This window comes from Leucobacter holotrichiae (genome assembly GCF_055791005.1).
The window spans coordinates 209,284-224,337 of record NZ_JBVUAC010000003.1; the positions used below are offsets into that span (position 1 = coordinate 209,284).

A 15,054-nucleotide genomic window follows, 5' to 3' on the forward strand; every position below is an offset into this window, starting at 1 on the left:
ATGCCCCCGGTCCCGGTGCATCAGGGTCGTGTGGGCCGTGGTCGTCGCCGGCGCAGGACGTCGCGTCCGACTGCACGAGGTCGATCCGGCACCCTGAGCCGGCGCTGCGGGGCGGCGCCGCACTTCCCCTCGCCACCGACTCCCGCTTCGGGATGCGGTTCGGGGGCGGGCGGGAAACGGGCGCGGAGCGGGGTGTCCCCTTCGAGCTCAGGTGACGACGAGCTCAGGGACGAGGTCAGGCCCGCGCCGGCTCTCCGATCGTGCGGGCGAGAATTCGGGCCTCCGCCACCGCGCGGGCGAGCTCCTCCGCCGCTAGAGCGGTGTCCAGCTCGGGGATCGCCTCGGCCAGCGTCCGGCTGGTACAGACCGTATGCACCTCCATGCCGAGCCCCGCTCCCAGCGCCAGCCGCAACGGCGCGAAGAGATGCTCGAACGCACCGTCGTCGTCGAGACCTCCTCGCGCGCTCATGACCACCGCCGGGCGCGCCGCGAGCGGCTGGACCGGCCGATCGAAAGGCGCGGTGACACCCGGCATGTGGACGAAGTCGAGCCACGATTTCAGCGTCGAGGGGAAGGCGTAGTTGTACATCGGCGCACCGATCACCACCGCGTCGGCGGCGAGCAGCTCCGTGAGCAGCTCCTCCTGCAGCGACGACGTCGCCGCGTCCAGCTCTGCTCCGCCTCGGAGCCGCTCAGGCCAGTGCTGCGCGGTGTCGACGAGGTGCGGAGGGGGCGACGTGTGAACATCACGGGAGATGACGGAGAACTCATCACCGAGCGACGACCATTCGCGGCTGAACGCCTCGGTCAGGGCACGGGTGCGGGAGGCCTCGCCGCCGGCAGAGGAATCGATACGGAGCAGTACAGGCATCGTCAGAACCTCAGATCAGCAGACTCATCGGCTGCTCGATGCGCTTCTTGAACGCGGCGAGCCACTCGGCGGCGAGCGCACCGTCGAGCACACGATGGTCGGCGGAGAGCGTGACCGTCATGAGTGTGGCCACGCCCAGCGTGCCGTCCGGTTCGACCACGGGCCGCTGCTCGGCGGCACCGACGGCCAGAATGCCGGCCTGCGGCGGGTTCAGGATCGCCGAGAACTCGCTCGTGCCGTACATGCCGAGGTTGGAGACCGAGAAGGATCCACCCTCCAGCTCGTGCTGCCTGAGCTTGCCGGCACGCGCCCGCTCCGCGTAGTCGCGGATCTCGCGGCTGAGCGCCCCGAGCGAGAGCTTCTCGACGCCGCGCACCACCGGGGTGAACAGCCCGTCGGGCACAGAGACGGCGACCGAGATGTCGACGCTCTCGAAGCGCCGCGTCGCCTCGTCCGTCCAGATCGCGTTGGCTCCCGGCACGTCCTGCAGGGCAGCCGCGACGGCCTTCACCACGAAGTCGTTGACCGAGACCCGGGTGCTCTCCAGCTCGTTGATCTGCTTGCGCAGGGCGAGCAGCGCATCCATGCGGCAGTCGGCGACGAGGTAGAAGTGCGGCACCGTGCTCTTGCTCTCGGTGAGCCGTCGCGCGATCGCCCGGCGCATGCCGGTGTGGGGCACGTCGGTGTATGGGGTTGCGTCCGGAGTAGCTCTCGCGCTGCTCCCTTCGACAGCCTCAGGGAGCGGGGCAGCAGTCGATACGGCGTCTCTGTCCCCTGAGCTTGTCGAGGGGGCGGATCCCGCGATGACTCCCCGACCGGCCTCGAGCCGTTCGAGATCGCGACGCACGATGCGGCCGTTCGGTCCGGTGCCGCTCACACGCGAGAGGTCGAGGCCGCGCTCCCGGGCGAGCTTGCGCACGAGCGGACTCGCGAAGAGACGCTCGCCCGCAGGGGCCTGGGTGGGGGTATCCCCTTCGACAGGCCGAGGAGATGATGCGGACTCAGGGGACAGGACGTCTGCTACCCCGTTCCCTGAGCTTGCCGAAGGGATCGGGTCGGATCCCGGGGCGTCCCCTTCGACAAGCTCAGGGGACGCGGTCGGCTCAGGGGACGATACAGGCTCAGTCGACGCCCCGACGCCCGACCCCACGCCGGCCTCCGCGAGTGCCTCCTCCGCCGACTGGCCGCCGGTCGCGAGCACCGCGATCGGCGTGCCGACCTCGACGGTGGCGCCGGCCTCGGCCAGCATCCCGGCGAGCACGCCCGCGGCCTCGGCCTCGTACTCGACGGTGGCCTTCTCGGTCTCGATCTCGACGAGCGCCTGACCCTCCGCCACCTCGTCGCCCTCGGCGACGAGCCAGCCGGCGATCGCGGCCTCCGCCGAACCGGTGACGAGCTCGGGCATGCGCACGATCGCGGCCATCAGTTCTCGCCTCCCATCGCGGCGCGCACCCGTTCGAGGCCGGCGACCACTTCCTCGGTGCGCGCGATCGCCGCGCGCTCGAGCACCTTCGAGATGCTGGGGCTCGCCTCGCCGCCGGTGACGCGCTCGACGGGCTGATCGAGCCAGTCGAAGTAGCGGCGCTGGATCTCGTCGGCGAGCCAACCGCCGTACGACGGCCCGCTCGCGCCCTGCTCCACGATCAGCACGGCGTTGGTCTTCTTGATGCTCTCGCCGATGGTGTCCCAGTCGAGCGAGGCGCGGTCGAGCCAGCGCAGGTCGATCAGCTCGGCGTCGACGCCGGTCTGCTCGATCGCCTCGAGCGAGTGATCGACCATCGTCAGGTAGCTGAGCACGGTGACGTCCGATCCCGCGCGCCGCACCGCGGCCGATCCCGGCGGGATGATGTAGTCGAGGTCGCCCTCGGGGAGCCGGTCGGCCTTGCCGTAGAGATCGACGTGCTCGATCACGAGCACCGGATCCTCGAGCGCGAGCGCCGCGTTCATGAGGCCCACGTAGTCGGCGGCGTTCGACGCCGCGACGATCCGCCATCCCGCCTGCGTCGCGAAGATGCCCGCGGGGTCCATGAGGTGCTGCGAGCCGTAGCCCACGCCCATCGCGACCTTGGTGCGCAGCACCAGGGGCACGTCGTTGTTGTCGCCGAACATGTGGCGCGCCTTGCCCGCCTGGTTGAAGACCTGGTCGGCGGCCACCCACATGAAGTCGGGGTACATGAACTCGACGATGGGGCGGATGCGCCCGTCGAGCGCGGCACCGGTGGCGAAGCCGAAAAAGGCGTTCTCGCTGATGGGCGTGCCGACGACGCGCTCGGGGCCGTACTTCTTGGCGAGGCCCTTCGTGGCGCCGTTCGTGCCGCCGCCGAGCCGATGCACGTCCTCACCGAGCACGACGATACGATCGTCGACCTCCATGCGGCGATCCATGGTCTGCGCGACCGCATCGACGTACTTGACGTCGCGCCACTCGCCGCGGATCTCCGAGGGCTCCTTCACCTCGAGCGGTTCGAGCTCGCTCGCGTCGCTGCGGATCCCGGTGTCGACGACCGCGGGATCCGGCCACAGCTCGGGCTTGATCCGCCGCTTGCCCTCCCGCTCCGGGTCGTCCTCGATGAGCTGCCCGACGGCGTCGGTCATGGCCTGCTTGGCCTGATCCCGAACCGCGGCCACCTCGGCCTCGGTGGCGTACCCCAGCTCCTGCATCTGCGCCGCTACGCGCGTCAGCGGGTCGCGCGCCCGCCACTCCTTCTCCTCGTCCTTCGTGCGGTAGCCGAAGGCGCTGCCGGGGAAGGGGCCGTTCTGGTGGAAGAAGCGGTAGACCTCGGCCTCGATGATCGCGGGGCCCTCCCCGGCTCGCATGCGCTCGAGCGCCTCCTGGGTGGCGAGGTGCACGGCGAGCGGGTCCATGCCGTCGACGCGCCAGGACGGGATCGAGAAGCCCTGCCCCCGCACCGAGAAGCGGGTGTCGGCACTGGCCTCGCTCGCGTGCGTCGAGACGGCGTAGAGATTGTTCTCGATGAAGAACATGACCGGGGTCTTCCAGGTCGCGGCGAGGTTCATCGATTCGAGCACCGAGCCGATCTGACTCGACCCGTCGCCGAAGTAGTTGATCGAGATGTCGTCGGTGCCCGCGAACTTCTGCGCCCACGCGTTGCCGCCCGCGAGGGGCGCTCCGCCGCCCACGATCGCGTTGGTGCCGAGCGCGCCGGCCTCGAGCCACTGCAGGTGCATCGACCCGCCGCGCCCGCCCGAGAAGCCCTGGGCGAGCCCGAGGATCTCGGCCAGGGTGCGCTGCAGCATCGCCTGCATGTCGGCGTCGACCAGGGAGCCGAGATCGAGCCTGCCGCCCGAGACATGGGTGATCGCCTTCGCGAGGAACTGGTGGTGTCCGCGGTGCGAGCCGTTCACCCCGTCGCTCGAGCGGAGGGTGAGGATCGAGCCGACCGCGCCGCCCTCCTGGCCGATGCTCGAGTGCGCGGGGCCGTGCACGAGTCCGGCGCCCGCGAGCTCGAGCACCGTCTCCTCGAAGGAGCGGATGAGCTGGATCTGACCGAGCATCGTCGCGAGCAGCTCGGGATCCGCCTTCTTCCAGTCGGTGGCGGTGGTCGAGAGTTCGACCCAGGGCACTCCGGTATCGAGTTTGCGGCGTCTGGGCATGTGGTTCTCCGTTGAAACGAGTCCTGAAATGTTAAGAGCGACTGTACGCGAAATTGGATTCAATGACAAAAAGCGATCGAGGTTCCATCGAGATAATCGCCCCATATTGCACAGCTTTGGATACAATCATCAAGAAACGTCGCAAGGAGGAGACATGGCCATACCCGGTTTGAGAGGCACGGATCACATCGGATTCACGGTGCCCGACCTCGAAGAGGCGCACCGCTTCCTCGTCGACATCCTCGGCTGCGAGCAGATCTACACCCTCGGCTCGAAGCAGTCCGACGGCGACTGGATGAACACCCACCTCGGGGTCCACCCCCGCACCGTGATCACCGAGATCCGCTTCTACCGCCTCGGCAACGGCTCGAACTTCGAGGTCTTCCTCTACGACTCCGCCGACGGGCAGAACCCTCAGCCGCGCAACAGCGACATCGGCGGATACCACCTGGCCTTCTACGTCGACGACCTCGATGCCGCGGTCGCCTACCTCCGAGAGCAGGGCGTCGAGGTCATGGGCGAGCCGACCGCCAGCAAGCAGTCCGCCGAAGGCCAGCGCTGGATCTACTTCAGGGCCCCCTGGGGCCTGCAGTTCGAACTCGTGAGCTTCCCGGAGGGGAAGGCGTACGAGCGCGGAGCCTCGACCCTGCTCTGGCACCCGGCGCACCCGCAGGACTGAGCCGACGGGATACAGTTCCTGCGGAGACGAGGGAGGACTCACGGTGGAAGCAGTCGAGGAAACACGCACTCGCGGCGGCGATGCCGGGGCGAGGATCGCGTCAAGCTTGCGGGACGACATCCTGCGCGGCGAACTCGCGCCCGGCACCCGCATTCGCCAGGAGCATCTGGCCGCCCGCTTCGGCGCGAGCCGCGTGCCCGTGCGCGAAGCGCTGAGCCTGCTCGTGCACGAGGGCCTGGTCACCACGGTCGCGAACTCGGGCTCCTGGGTGTCGCGCCTCACCCTCGCCGAGTGCGAGGAGATCTACCAGATGCGCGAGCGGCTCGAGCCGTTGCTGCTGCGGTACAGCGCGCCGCGTCTCGCCGAGCCCGATTTCCTGCATCTCGAGGATCTCGCGTCGCAGATCGATTCCGCTTCCAGTGCGGGCAACATCGATGAATTCCTGCGCCTCGACCGAGAGTTCCACCTCGCGAGCTATGCCCGCGCCGAGACCCAGCAGCTCGGCGACCTCATCTCGAAACTGTGGAACAGCACGGCGCCGTATCGCAGGGCGTACGTCGCGACCTGGTCGCCCGAGCTGCGGCGCATCGCGAACGACGAGCACAACATCCTCATCGCCGCGCTGCGCGACGGGGACTTCGACGAGGCCGAACGCGTGCTCGCCGGCCACATCCGCCGTACACGGCGGCAGCTGGCGAAGCACCCGGAGATCTTCGGCGCGTAGATCCCGCCGTCATCACGGCACCGAACCACCGAACCAAAGGAGCATCATGACCATCGCCACCGTCAACCCCGCGACCGGTGAACTCGTGGAGGAGTTCACCGCGCACACCGACGACGAGGTCGACGCGAGGATCGCTGAGGCGCACGCAGCGTTCATCGCGCTGAAGCGGACGGACTTCGCCACCCGGGCAGCCTGGATGCATCGGGCCGCCGACATCCTCGAGGAGGACCTGGAGGATGCCGCCGCCATGCTCGTGCTGGAGATGGGCAAGACCATCGGTCAGGCGCGCGGCGAGGTGCTCAAATGCGCGAAGGGCATGCGCTTCTACGCGGACAAGGCAGAGGAGTTCCTCACGGGCCGCGAGCTCGAAGACCCCAGCGCGGTCGGCGCCAGCTACGCCGCCTCCCGGTACCAGCCGCTCGGCGTGGTGCTCGCGGTGATGCCCTGGAATTACCCGCTGTGGCAGGTGATCCGGTTCGCGGCACCCGCGCTCATGGCGGGCAACACCGGCGTGCTCAAGCACGCGTCGAACGTGCCGCAGGCCGCGCTCTACCTCGATACGCTGTTCGACCGCGCTGGCTTCCCGTCCGGCAGCTTCCGCTCGCTGCTCATCCCGGCCTCGGGCGTCGAGCGTGTGATCCGCAACCGCCGCGTGGTCGCCACCACCCTCACCGGCTCGGAACCGGCGGGCCGATCGGTCGCGAGCATCGCGGGCTCCGAAGTCAAACACACCGTGCTCGAGCTCGGCGGCTCGGATCCGTTCATCGTGATGCCCACGGCCGATCTCGACGCGGCCGTGGCCACCGCGGTCGCTTCTCGCACCACGAACAACGGTCAGGCCTGCATCAACGCCAAGCGCGTGATTGTGCACGCGGCGATCTACGACGAGTTCGTCGAGAAGTTCACCGCCGCGATGAAGGCCCTCGTGGTCGGAGACCCGATGGACGAGGCGACCGAGCTCGGGCCGGTGGCCACCGAGTCGGGCCTGCGCGACCTCGACGAACTCGTGACCGACGCCCGCGACAAGGGCGCCACCATCACCGCGGGCGGCGCCCCGCTCGAGCGGCCCGGCTGGTTCTACCCGGCCACCGTGATCACGGACGTCACCCGCGAGATGCGCCTCTACGCCGAGGAGGCATTCGGACCCGCGGCAACCGTCTTCAAAGCCTCAGACCGCGACGAGGCGCTGCAGCTCGCGAACGACACGACCTTCGGTCTGAGCTCGGCGGTGTGGACCCGCGACTCCGAGGAGGAGGAATTCTTCGTCAACGGACTCGATGCCGGGGCGGTCTTCGTGAACGGCATGTCCGTGTCGTATCCCGAGCTTCCGTTCGGCGGTGTGAAGGACTCCGGCATCGGTCGAGAGCTCTCCGCCGAGGGTATCCGCGAGTTCTGTAACCTCAAGTCGGTCTGGCGCGGCTGAGCGGCGCAGCGGGTGCGCGGAGGGCGGGGATCCGAGGGTCCCCGCCCTCCGCGCCTCTCACCCGCAGACGGGACGGAGCACTCCGGCGCCAAGATCACATGTTCATGATGACTGAGCTAAATGTTTAGTTTTAATGTACACTTGAGGGGCGAACACCCATCCGCCGTCGAAGCCCGACGGCCCCTCTCCTCACGCCCAGGGAGGCACCCATGGAAGCACAGACGCAGCGTCCCCGAGCACTCGTGGTCGGCGCGAGCGGCATCTCCGGCCAGGCTGTCTGCCGCAGACTCGTAGCCGACGGCTGGGACGTCACCGGCCTCAACCGCTCAGCCCTGCATCTTGAGGGTGTGACTTCATTCCAAGCCGACCTCCTGCGCCCCGAAACCCTCACCGGTGTCGCAGACCTGCGCCCCGAGGCCGTCTTCATCACCACCTGGATGCGCATGGACACCGAGGCGGAGAACATCAGGGTCAATCGAACGGCGATGGAGCACCTCCTCACCGCTCTCGAGTCCGCCGACTCCGTGAAACACGTCTCGCTCATGACCGGGCTCAAGCACTATCTCGGACCGTTCGAGGCGTATGCGCAGGGGGCTTCGGCCGATACCCCCTTCCACGAGGAAGAACCCCGGATCGAGATCCCGAACTTCTACTACGCGCAGGAAGACGCTCTCTTCGCAGCGGCGGAGCGGCAGGGGTTCACCTGGAGCACCCACCGCTCGCACACGGTGATCGGCTTCGCCACCGGCAACGCGATGAACATGGCGCTCACACTGGGCGCCTATGCCGAACTCTGTCTGGCGAACGGCGTGCCGTTCATCTTCCCCGGCTCCGAGGCCCAGTGGAACGGCGTGACGGACGTCACCGATGCCGACCTGCTCGCGGAGCAGATGGTGTGGGCCGCAGAAACACCGGCCGCAGCGAACACGGCGTTCAATATCAGCAACGGAGACGTCTTCCGCTGGCGCTGGATGTGGCCGCGCATCGCCGAGCACTTCGGGGTGCCGTGGGAGGGACACGACGGCTCGGATCGTCCGCTCCAGGGACGTGTCGAAGAGCTCGAGGGCGCGTGGCCCCGCATCGTCGAAGAGCACGGCCTGGTCGAGCCCGACCTCACCCGAGTCGCATCGTGGTGGCACACCGACAGCGATCTCCTCCGCCCCATCGAGTGCTTCGCCGACATGCGCCGGAGCCGAGAGCGCGGCTTCGACGCCAACCGCGTCAGCGTCGAGAGCTTCCTGAGCGCGTTCGAGCGCTATCGGGAGGCCGGCGTGCTCCCGCGCCGCTAGTTACCGAGACCCGCTGCGAAGAAGAATGAAGGCGACACCCATGATCGACACGTCGACGAAGCCGCGTCCCCTCCTCACCCCGGGGCAGATGGGGGTCGACTACGAGACCCGGGTCGATTTCGACCGACTCCGCGATTACCGTCTGGCGCGGGCGCAGGCGGCGCTGGAGGCGAGCGAGTGCGGGGCTTTCCTGCTGTTCGATTTCTACAACATCCGGTACACCACCCAGTCCTGGGTCGGGGGCGCACTGGGCGACAAGATGATCCGGTACGCGCTGCTGACGCGCGGCGGAGAGCCCCACCTGTGGGACTTCGGGTCCGCGGTCAAGCATCATCAGCTCTACGCGCCCTGGCTGAAGCACGACCACAACCACCCCGGGTTCCTCGGTTTCCGCGGCGCGGTGGCGCCGTCAGCAGGGCTCATGGTCGACGCGGTGACCCAGATCAAAGGCATCCTCACCGATCTCGGCCTGGAACGCTCCCCCGTCGGCATCGACATCGTGGAGCCGCCGTTCCTCTTCGAGATGCAGCGGCAGGGATTCACCGTGGTCGATGCGCAGCAGCACATGCTCGACGCCCGCGAGATCAAGAGCCAGGACGAGATCATGCTCATGAATCAGGCGGCGGCCATGGTCGACGGCGTCTACACCGACATCGTCGACGCGCTCAAACCCGGCGTCCGCGAGAGCGAGATCGTCGCGCTGGCCGCCAAGAAGCTCTACGAGTACGGCTCCGACCAGGTCGAGGCGATCAACGCGATCTCGGGCGAGCGCTGCAATCCGCACCCCCACAACTTCACCGATCGCATCATCCGCCCCGGCGACCAGGCCTTCTTCGACATCATCCACTCCTTCAACGGGTACCGCACCTGTTACTACCGCACCTTCAACGTGGGCAGCGCGACCGGCGCGCAGCGCTCGGCCTACAACCGGGCCCGCGAGTGGATGGACAACGCCATCTCGGCAATCAAGCCGGGCGTGGGTTCCGACGAGATCGCGTCGCTGTTCCCCACCGCCGAATCCCTCGGCTTCGACGACGAGCTGTCAGCCTTCGGCCTGCAGTTCTGCCACGGCCTCGGCCTCGGCCTGCATGAACGCCCGATCATCTCCCGCCTCAACAGCTACCGCGAACCCGTAGAGATCAAGACCGGCATGGTGTTCGCGGTCGAGACTTACTGCCCCGCCTCCGACGGCTACTCCGCCGCGCGCATCGAAGAAGAGGTCGTCATCACCGATGACGGCCCCGTCGTCATCACCAAGTACCCCGCGACCGACCTCATCGTCGCGAACCCCTTCTGATCCACCCACTCAGCCCGAAGGAGCGTCGAAGTTGACCTCACCAGCAGCCCCCGCCTCTCAGACCATGCAGGCCGCAGTCATGCACGGCAAGCAGGACATCCGCATCGAGGAGGTTCCCGTACCGAGCGCGCTGCCCGGCGAACTCCTGCTCGAGGTGACCGCCGTCGGAGTGTGCGGCACCGACGCCGCCGAGTGGGCGCACGGCCCCAAGCTCTTCCCCGTCGAGCACCCTCACCACGTCACCGGCCACGTCGGCCCCATGACCGTCGGGCACGAGTTCGCGGGGCGCGTCGTCGCTGTCGGCGACGACGTGGATCCCTCGTGGGAGGGCAAGCTCGTCGCATCCTGCGGATCCATGCCCTGCGGCAACTGCCGCGAGTGCCTGGGCGGCCGCTCCAACCTCTGCCGCAAATACGCCTCCGTCGGGCTGCACCGCGACGGCGCACTCGCACGATACGTATCCACCCCGGTCGCCAGCTGCGTCGACGCCGGCGCCCTCGGCCTCGACGAGACCGAAGCCGCCCTCGCACAGCCCATGGCCATCGCCGTCCACTCCATGAAGCGTTCAGGGGTGCAACCCGGAGACGTCGCGATCGTGCAGGGCGTCGGGGGCATCGGCGCGTTCCTCATCCACGCCCTCGTCCAGAGCGGGGCCCGCGTGGTCGCGGTCGACCTCGCACAGGAACGGCTCGACATCGCGACGGAGCTGGGAGCCCAGGTCACGATCCTCGCCGGCACCCCCGAATCGACCGCGCTGATCGAGGCCGAATTCGCGGACTCCATCCCGGTGTACTTCGAAGTGAGCGGATCCGAACCAGGCCTGCAACTGGCGCTGGAGATCGTACCGATGGGCACGAACATCGTCGCGGTGGGCATTCAGAAGCTCCCCCGCACCATCGACCTCGGCCGCCTCACCGTCCGAGAGCTCAGCCTCATCGGCACCAACGCCCTCGTGCGCGAGACCGACTTCCCCGAAGCCGCGAAGCTCATCTCCCAACGTCGCGGACGGTGGGGGTCCATCGCCCCCGCACCCCTCCCGCTCACCGACCTCGTCGACGGCGCTCTCAAGCCGATGTCCGCGGGAACACCGCCCGCCATCAAAACCCTCATCGCACCCTGACGCTCCGCCCTCGCGGGCGCCCGGTCACGCACCTCGCACTCAGTAAAGGAGAATCACGTGTCTCAAGTTGGTTTCATCGGCCTCGGCACCATGGGCGCCGCCATGGCGCACCGCCTCGTCGATGCCGGTCACGACGTTCTGGTCTGGAACCGTTCGCAGGCCGCCGTCGAACCGCTCGTCGAGGCCGGCGCCCGCGCGGTCGGTTCACCCGAGGAGGCGCTCGCGACCGGCATCGCTTTCTCGATGCTGTCGAACGACCGAGCCCTCGATGCGGTGTTCAGCTCGGAGATGCTCGCGAGCGCAGCGGGATCCGTGCACGTCAACATGGCGACGGTGAGTCTCGATGCCGCCCGCGAACTCGACGCTCGCCACACGGAGGCCGGCGTCTCGTACGCGGCGGCTCCGGTCCTGGGCCGGCCCCATCTGGCCGCCTCCGGACAGCTCAACATCGTCGCGGCGGGTGCGGCGGAACCGCTCGATCGGGCAGACGAGTTCTTCCCGGCGCTGAGCAAGCGCGTCTGGCGGGTCGGGGCAGATCCGGCACTGGCCAATCTCGTTAAGATCGGCGTGAATTACAATCTCATCCACACCATGCAGGCGCTCGCCGAATCGCTCAATCTGATGGAGCGCAGCGGCGTCGACGGTCGCACCTTCGTCGAGATCCTGACCGATGCGGCTTACACCGGGACGGCCTACCAGGGCTACGGACCCATCATCGCCTCCCGCGACTACACCCCGCCCGCATTCAGCGTGGATCTCGGCCTGAAGGACCTGACGCTCGTGCAGAGCGCGGCCGCGGCCGTGTCAGCGGCCCTGCCCACTGCAGGCGTCCTCCAGCAGATCTTCGAGGAGACACTGGCCGACCCCGAGCTCTCGCAGCTCGACTGGTCGGCGATGGCCGAGATCACGCGTCGCGCCTCATCGTGAACCCGCGAAGGCCGGCGAACCGTGACGGTTCGCCGGCCTTCGCCGTATCCGGGTTCAGAGTCTCGCGTCGAGTTCTACGTGGACCTTCAGGTTGCGGGCGCTATCGCGAGATGCTGCCAGCGCCTCGACCGCATTATCCACGCCGAAGCGCTCTGTGACCAGCGGCGAAAGATCGATGCCGGTCCGCTCGAGAAAGCGGATCGCCTCGGGCCACACGAAGGGAGAACCGATGGTGCCGACGATCCTCAGGCCCTTCGACTGGATCAGACCGAGGGGAACGGAGGCCTCGTTCCCCACGTCGATGCCGATGAAGCCCAGACGCGCTCCGTGACCGGCGAGTCTGATAGCGTTCGCCATCACCTCGGGCCGGCCGCTGGCCTCCATGACCACGCTCGGCCCGCGGCCGTCGGTGATCGAGGCGAGCAGGGCCTCCGCCCCCTCGGGATCGACCGCGTGGTCGGCCCCGAGGCCGAGAGCAGCCTGCCGACGCGCCTCAGACGGATCGACGGTGACGACCACGGCGCCCAGGTGATGGGCGGCCGCTGTGGTCACCAGACCGACCGGACCGGCGCCGAGCACGACGAGGGTGTCGCTCGCGTTGATGTTGCCGACCTCCATCAGCGCGTTGTACCCCACGGTGAAGGTCTCGATGAGCGCACCGCTCGAGTAATCGATGCTCTCGGGAATGCGGTGCAACCATTCGGGGCGCGCCACGAAGAACTCCGCGAGGGCGCCGCTGATCGAGAATCCGAAGTGGTCCTCCCCGATGACGCACTCGCCCACCACTCGGTCGCCGACGGAGAAGTCCGTCACGCGGTCCCCGACCGCCACGATCTCGCCGGCCCACTCGTGGCCCGGGATGATGGGGTAGGAGAACGGGATGATGTACCTTCCCTCGAGCAACTCGATGTCCGAGTGGCAGATGCCCACGGAACGAGCGGCGACGAGCACCTCGTCGGCCGCGATCTCCGGGATCTCGAGCTCCGACACCTCGGGCCGGTTCTCCGCGAGGAACTGCAGTGCTTTCATGTGTGACTCCCTGTCTTGAAATGGATCTGTCTGCCGAGCACCGCGCCTACCGCGCGGTGTAGCCGCCGTCGATCACGAACTCGGCGCCGGTGATGAACCTGGCCTCGTCCGAGGCGAGGAAGACCATCGCGTAGGCGACGTCGTCCGGCTCACCGAGGAATCCGAGCGGGTGGATCGACTGCATATGCTCAAGGTAGCCCGGCGTCCGCTCGGCCTTCTCGTAGTTGAGGGGTGTCAGGATGGTGCCGGGCATCACCGCGTTCACGCGGATGCTCTCGGGAGCGTATGCAATGGCGTCGGCCTTCACCATGCTGCGCACGGCACCCTTGGTCGAGTGATAGATCGGCACCTCGTCGCTGCCGATGAGAGCGTAGATCGACGAGGTGTTGACGATGCTCTTCTGGCCCCGGGTCTTCCGCATGTGAGGGATCGCGTGCTTCGTGCAGAGGAACGGGCCTGCCACGTTGACCTTGAAGACCTTCTCCCAGTCGGCCAACGCGACCTCGTCGAGGGGCTCGGTGGGGCCGGTGATGCCGGCGTTGTTGATGAGCACGTTCAGCGCGCCGAACTTCTCGAACACCTCGCCGAACACCTGCGAGACGCGATCCTCGTCGGTGGTGTTCATCTCCCAGAATTCAGCCGAGGCGCCGGTGCGGCGGATATCCTCGGCAACCTCCTCGCCGCGCGGGGAGATGTCGGTGAGGGCGACGGCGGCACCCTCTCGGGCGAACATGCGAGCGATCGCCTCGCCCATGCCGTTGCCCGCGCCGGTGATCAGCGCCACCTTTCCGTCCAAGCGTCCAGTCATACGGTCTGTGCTCCTTTGCTCTGAGTTGTTGTGAGAGTCTGCGGCGCCCTGAGCGATGGGGGCGCCGCGGGTCGGCCTCCGCCGTCGGCCGTCTCAGTCGGTCACGGAGGGGCGCGGAGGCAGACCCGCCATCTCGTACGCCCGGTCGATGACGCGCATGTTCTCGAGTGCGGCCGCAGTGGTCGTCGGGTAGTCGGATCCCAACCGGATCGCATCGCGGAACGCTCGCATCTGGTAGGTGAAGCTGCGCGTCAAACCGAGATGCTCGACCCGTGTTCCGGCCGCGGTCGTCACGATGAGCCGGTCGTCGGTGTGCACGTAGGAGAGGTTGGCCTGGTGGATGGACCCCTTGGAACCGACCGCGGTGAGAGTGAAGTCGCGGGGACCGACGAGATTGGCCTCCGCGACCGCGTGCGCTCCGTTCGGCAGCTCGAAGGTCATCTCGGCCCAGGCGTCGACCCGGGGATCGGTGCCCTCCAGGTGACCTGTCCTCGCGGAGGCGAGCTTCGCCTCACCGCCGAGCTCGCGGGCGACGTGGCCGATGGCGTCGATCACGTAGCAGCCCACGTCCATGAGGGCGCCGCCGGCCAGCGGCCACGACCAACGAATGTCCTGCAGGTCGGGTACGTCGATGGTCATGACTGCGCGCACCCACTGGATCTCGCCGATCTCGCCGCTGCGCAGCACCTCGAGAAAGCGCTGGAAGACGGGGTGATAGCTGTAGTGGAACCCGTTGAAGACAACCAGCTCGGGCTTGGCCTGCGCGGCCTCGTGCACCCGCAGCGCCTCGACCGCGTTGCTGGCGAAGGGCTTCTCGGCGAGCAGATGCTTACCCGACTCGATCACAGCCAGGTTCCAGGGCGTGTGGAGGCCGTTCGGCAGCGGGTTGTAGACCGCCTCGACCTCGGGGTCGGCGACGAGGGCCTCGTAGCTGTCCAGCGCGCGCTCGATGCCGTGCTCCTCCGCATACGCCCGGGCCTTGTCTACGTCGCGGGCGGCAACAGCGACGACCCGCCCCCCGATGTCCTCGACGGGTGGGAACAGCGTGTCCTGGCTGATGCGCGCCGCTCCGAGCACACCGATTCGCAGAGGTTCCGTCATAGCTTCACTCCTGTAAACGTCATTGTCGAACGTACCGGCGTCGCGGAGGGCGAGGTCATCCCGTCTGCATTCTGCGCAACCGCCCGGCCGCGCAGAATGCAGCACATTCGCACCAGTGTCGCGTCCAACTATACGCGTTCAATAAGATTGCACACAACCTTCCCACGTCGA

General features: G+C 67.9%; 12 protein-coding genes and 1 pseudogene. 7 read left to right on the top strand and 6 right to left on the bottom strand.

The annotated features are described in order from the left end of the window. Positions 1–235 precede the first annotated feature (235 nt). The 3 genes from AC0KXF_RS06290 to AC0KXF_RS06300 are packed head-to-tail and all read right to left on the bottom strand — an operon-like array spanning position 236 to position 4,486. Positions 236–871: an NAD(P)H-dependent oxidoreductase gene (locus AC0KXF_RS06290; RefSeq protein ID WP_473108348.1), complete on the bottom strand. Its 636-nt coding sequence runs from the start codon at positions 869–871 to the stop codon at positions 236–238. A gap of 10 nt (positions 872–881) precedes the next feature. Continuing rightward, positions 882–2,294: a pyruvate dehydrogenase complex dihydrolipoamide acetyltransferase gene (locus AC0KXF_RS06295; RefSeq protein ID WP_473108349.1), complete on the bottom strand. Its 1,413-nt coding sequence runs from the start codon at positions 2,292–2,294 to the stop codon at positions 882–884. Next, positions 2,294–4,486: an alpha-ketoacid dehydrogenase subunit alpha/beta gene (locus AC0KXF_RS06300; protein ID WP_473108350.1), complete on the bottom strand. Its 2,193-nt coding sequence runs from the start codon at positions 4,484–4,486 to the stop codon at positions 2,294–2,296. The genes AC0KXF_RS06295 and AC0KXF_RS06300 overlap by 1 nt, the downstream gene beginning before the upstream one ends. Before the next feature lie 154 nt (positions 4,487–4,640). Between AC0KXF_RS06300 and AC0KXF_RS06305 the strand changes: the two genes are divergently transcribed. From AC0KXF_RS06305 to AC0KXF_RS06335, 7 genes and pseudogenes are all read left to right on the top strand, one after another. Further along, the gene (locus tag AC0KXF_RS06305) at positions 4,641–5,165 is read left to right on the top strand and encodes a VOC family protein (RefSeq protein ID WP_473108351.1); all 525 of its coding nucleotides are present in this window, start codon (positions 4,641–4,643) and stop codon (positions 5,163–5,165) included. 43 nt (positions 5,166–5,208) lie between these two features. Next, a complete protein-coding gene (locus AC0KXF_RS06310; protein WP_473108352.1) occupies positions 5,209–5,889 on the top strand; it encodes a GntR family transcriptional regulator in 681 nt (226 codons plus the stop codon). Positions 5,890–5,935: 46 nt separating this feature from the next. Beyond that, a complete protein-coding gene (locus AC0KXF_RS06315) occupies positions 5,936–7,312 on the top strand; it encodes an NADP-dependent succinic semialdehyde dehydrogenase (protein ID WP_473108353.1) in 1,377 nt (458 codons plus the stop codon). A 209-nt stretch (positions 7,313–7,521) separates the two neighbouring features. After that, the gene (locus AC0KXF_RS06320) at positions 7,522–8,601 is read left to right on the top strand and encodes an SDR family oxidoreductase (protein WP_473108354.1); all 1,080 of its coding nucleotides are present in this window, start codon (positions 7,522–7,524) and stop codon (positions 8,599–8,601) included. Between the two features lie 40 nt (positions 8,602–8,641). Further along, positions 8,642–9,898, top strand: coding sequence for a M24 family metallopeptidase (locus tag AC0KXF_RS06325; protein WP_473108355.1), 1,257 nt, complete (start codon positions 8,642–8,644; stop codon positions 9,896–9,898). Between the two features lie 31 nt (positions 9,899–9,929). Further along, positions 9,930–11,018, top strand: coding sequence for a zinc-dependent alcohol dehydrogenase (locus AC0KXF_RS06330; RefSeq protein ID WP_473108356.1), 1,089 nt, complete (start codon positions 9,930–9,932; stop codon positions 11,016–11,018). A 36-nt stretch (positions 11,019–11,054) separates the two neighbouring features. Further along, a pseudogene (locus AC0KXF_RS06335) lies at positions 11,055–11,945 on the top strand (NAD(P)-dependent oxidoreductase); the annotation flags it as partial. A gap of 54 nt (positions 11,946–11,999) precedes the next feature. On the opposite strand, the gene AC0KXF_RS06340 reads toward AC0KXF_RS06335, so the two are convergent. The 3 genes from AC0KXF_RS06340 to AC0KXF_RS06350 form a co-directional block, all read right to left on the bottom strand. After that, positions 12,000–12,974: a zinc-dependent alcohol dehydrogenase gene (locus AC0KXF_RS06340; protein ID WP_473108357.1), complete on the bottom strand. Its 975-nt coding sequence runs from the start codon at positions 12,972–12,974 to the stop codon at positions 12,000–12,002. A gap of 46 nt (positions 12,975–13,020) precedes the next feature. After that, positions 13,021–13,782: an SDR family NAD(P)-dependent oxidoreductase gene (locus AC0KXF_RS06345; protein WP_473108358.1), complete on the bottom strand. Its 762-nt coding sequence runs from the start codon at positions 13,780–13,782 to the stop codon at positions 13,021–13,023. A 93-nt stretch (positions 13,783–13,875) separates the two neighbouring features. Beyond that, positions 13,876–14,883 (bottom strand): Gfo/Idh/MocA family protein, encoded by a 1,008-nt coding sequence (locus AC0KXF_RS06350; RefSeq protein WP_473108359.1) that lies wholly within the window; start codon positions 14,881–14,883, stop codon positions 13,876–13,878. Positions 14,884–15,054 lie beyond the last annotated feature (171 nt).

Bases quoted from the DNA above. Each gene is read 5' to 3' on its own strand.
- AC0KXF_RS06300 (WP_473108350.1), bottom strand. From the start codon at position 4,486: ATGCCCAGACGCCGCAAACTCGATACCGGAGTGCCCTGGGTCGAACTC.
- AC0KXF_RS06305 (WP_473108351.1), top strand. From the start codon at position 4,641: ATGGCCATACCCGGTTTGAGAGGCACGGATCACATCGGATTCACGGTG.
- AC0KXF_RS06340 (WP_473108357.1), bottom strand. From the start codon at position 12,974: ATGAAAGCACTGCAGTTCCTCGCGGAGAACCGGCCCGAGGTGTCGGAG.
- AC0KXF_RS06320 (WP_473108354.1), top strand. From the start codon at position 7,522: ATGGAAGCACAGACGCAGCGTCCCCGAGCACTCGTGGTCGGCGCGAGC.
- AC0KXF_RS06315 (WP_473108353.1), top strand. From the start codon at position 5,936: ATGACCATCGCCACCGTCAACCCCGCGACCGGTGAACTCGTGGAGGAG.
- AC0KXF_RS06350 (WP_473108359.1), bottom strand. From the start codon at position 14,883: ATGACGGAACCTCTGCGAATCGGTGTGCTCGGAGCGGCGCGCATCAGC.
- AC0KXF_RS06290 (WP_473108348.1), bottom strand. From the start codon at position 871: ATGCCTGTACTGCTCCGTATCGATTCCTCTGCCGGCGGCGAGGCCTCC.
- AC0KXF_RS06345 (WP_473108358.1), bottom strand. From the start codon at position 13,782: ATGACTGGACGCTTGGACGGAAAGGTGGCGCTGATCACCGGCGCGGGC.
- AC0KXF_RS06295 (WP_473108349.1), bottom strand. From the start codon at position 2,294: ATGGCCGCGATCGTGCGCATGCCCGAGCTCGTCACCGGTTCGGCGGAG.
- AC0KXF_RS06325 (WP_473108355.1), top strand. From the start codon at position 8,642: ATGATCGACACGTCGACGAAGCCGCGTCCCCTCCTCACCCCGGGGCAG.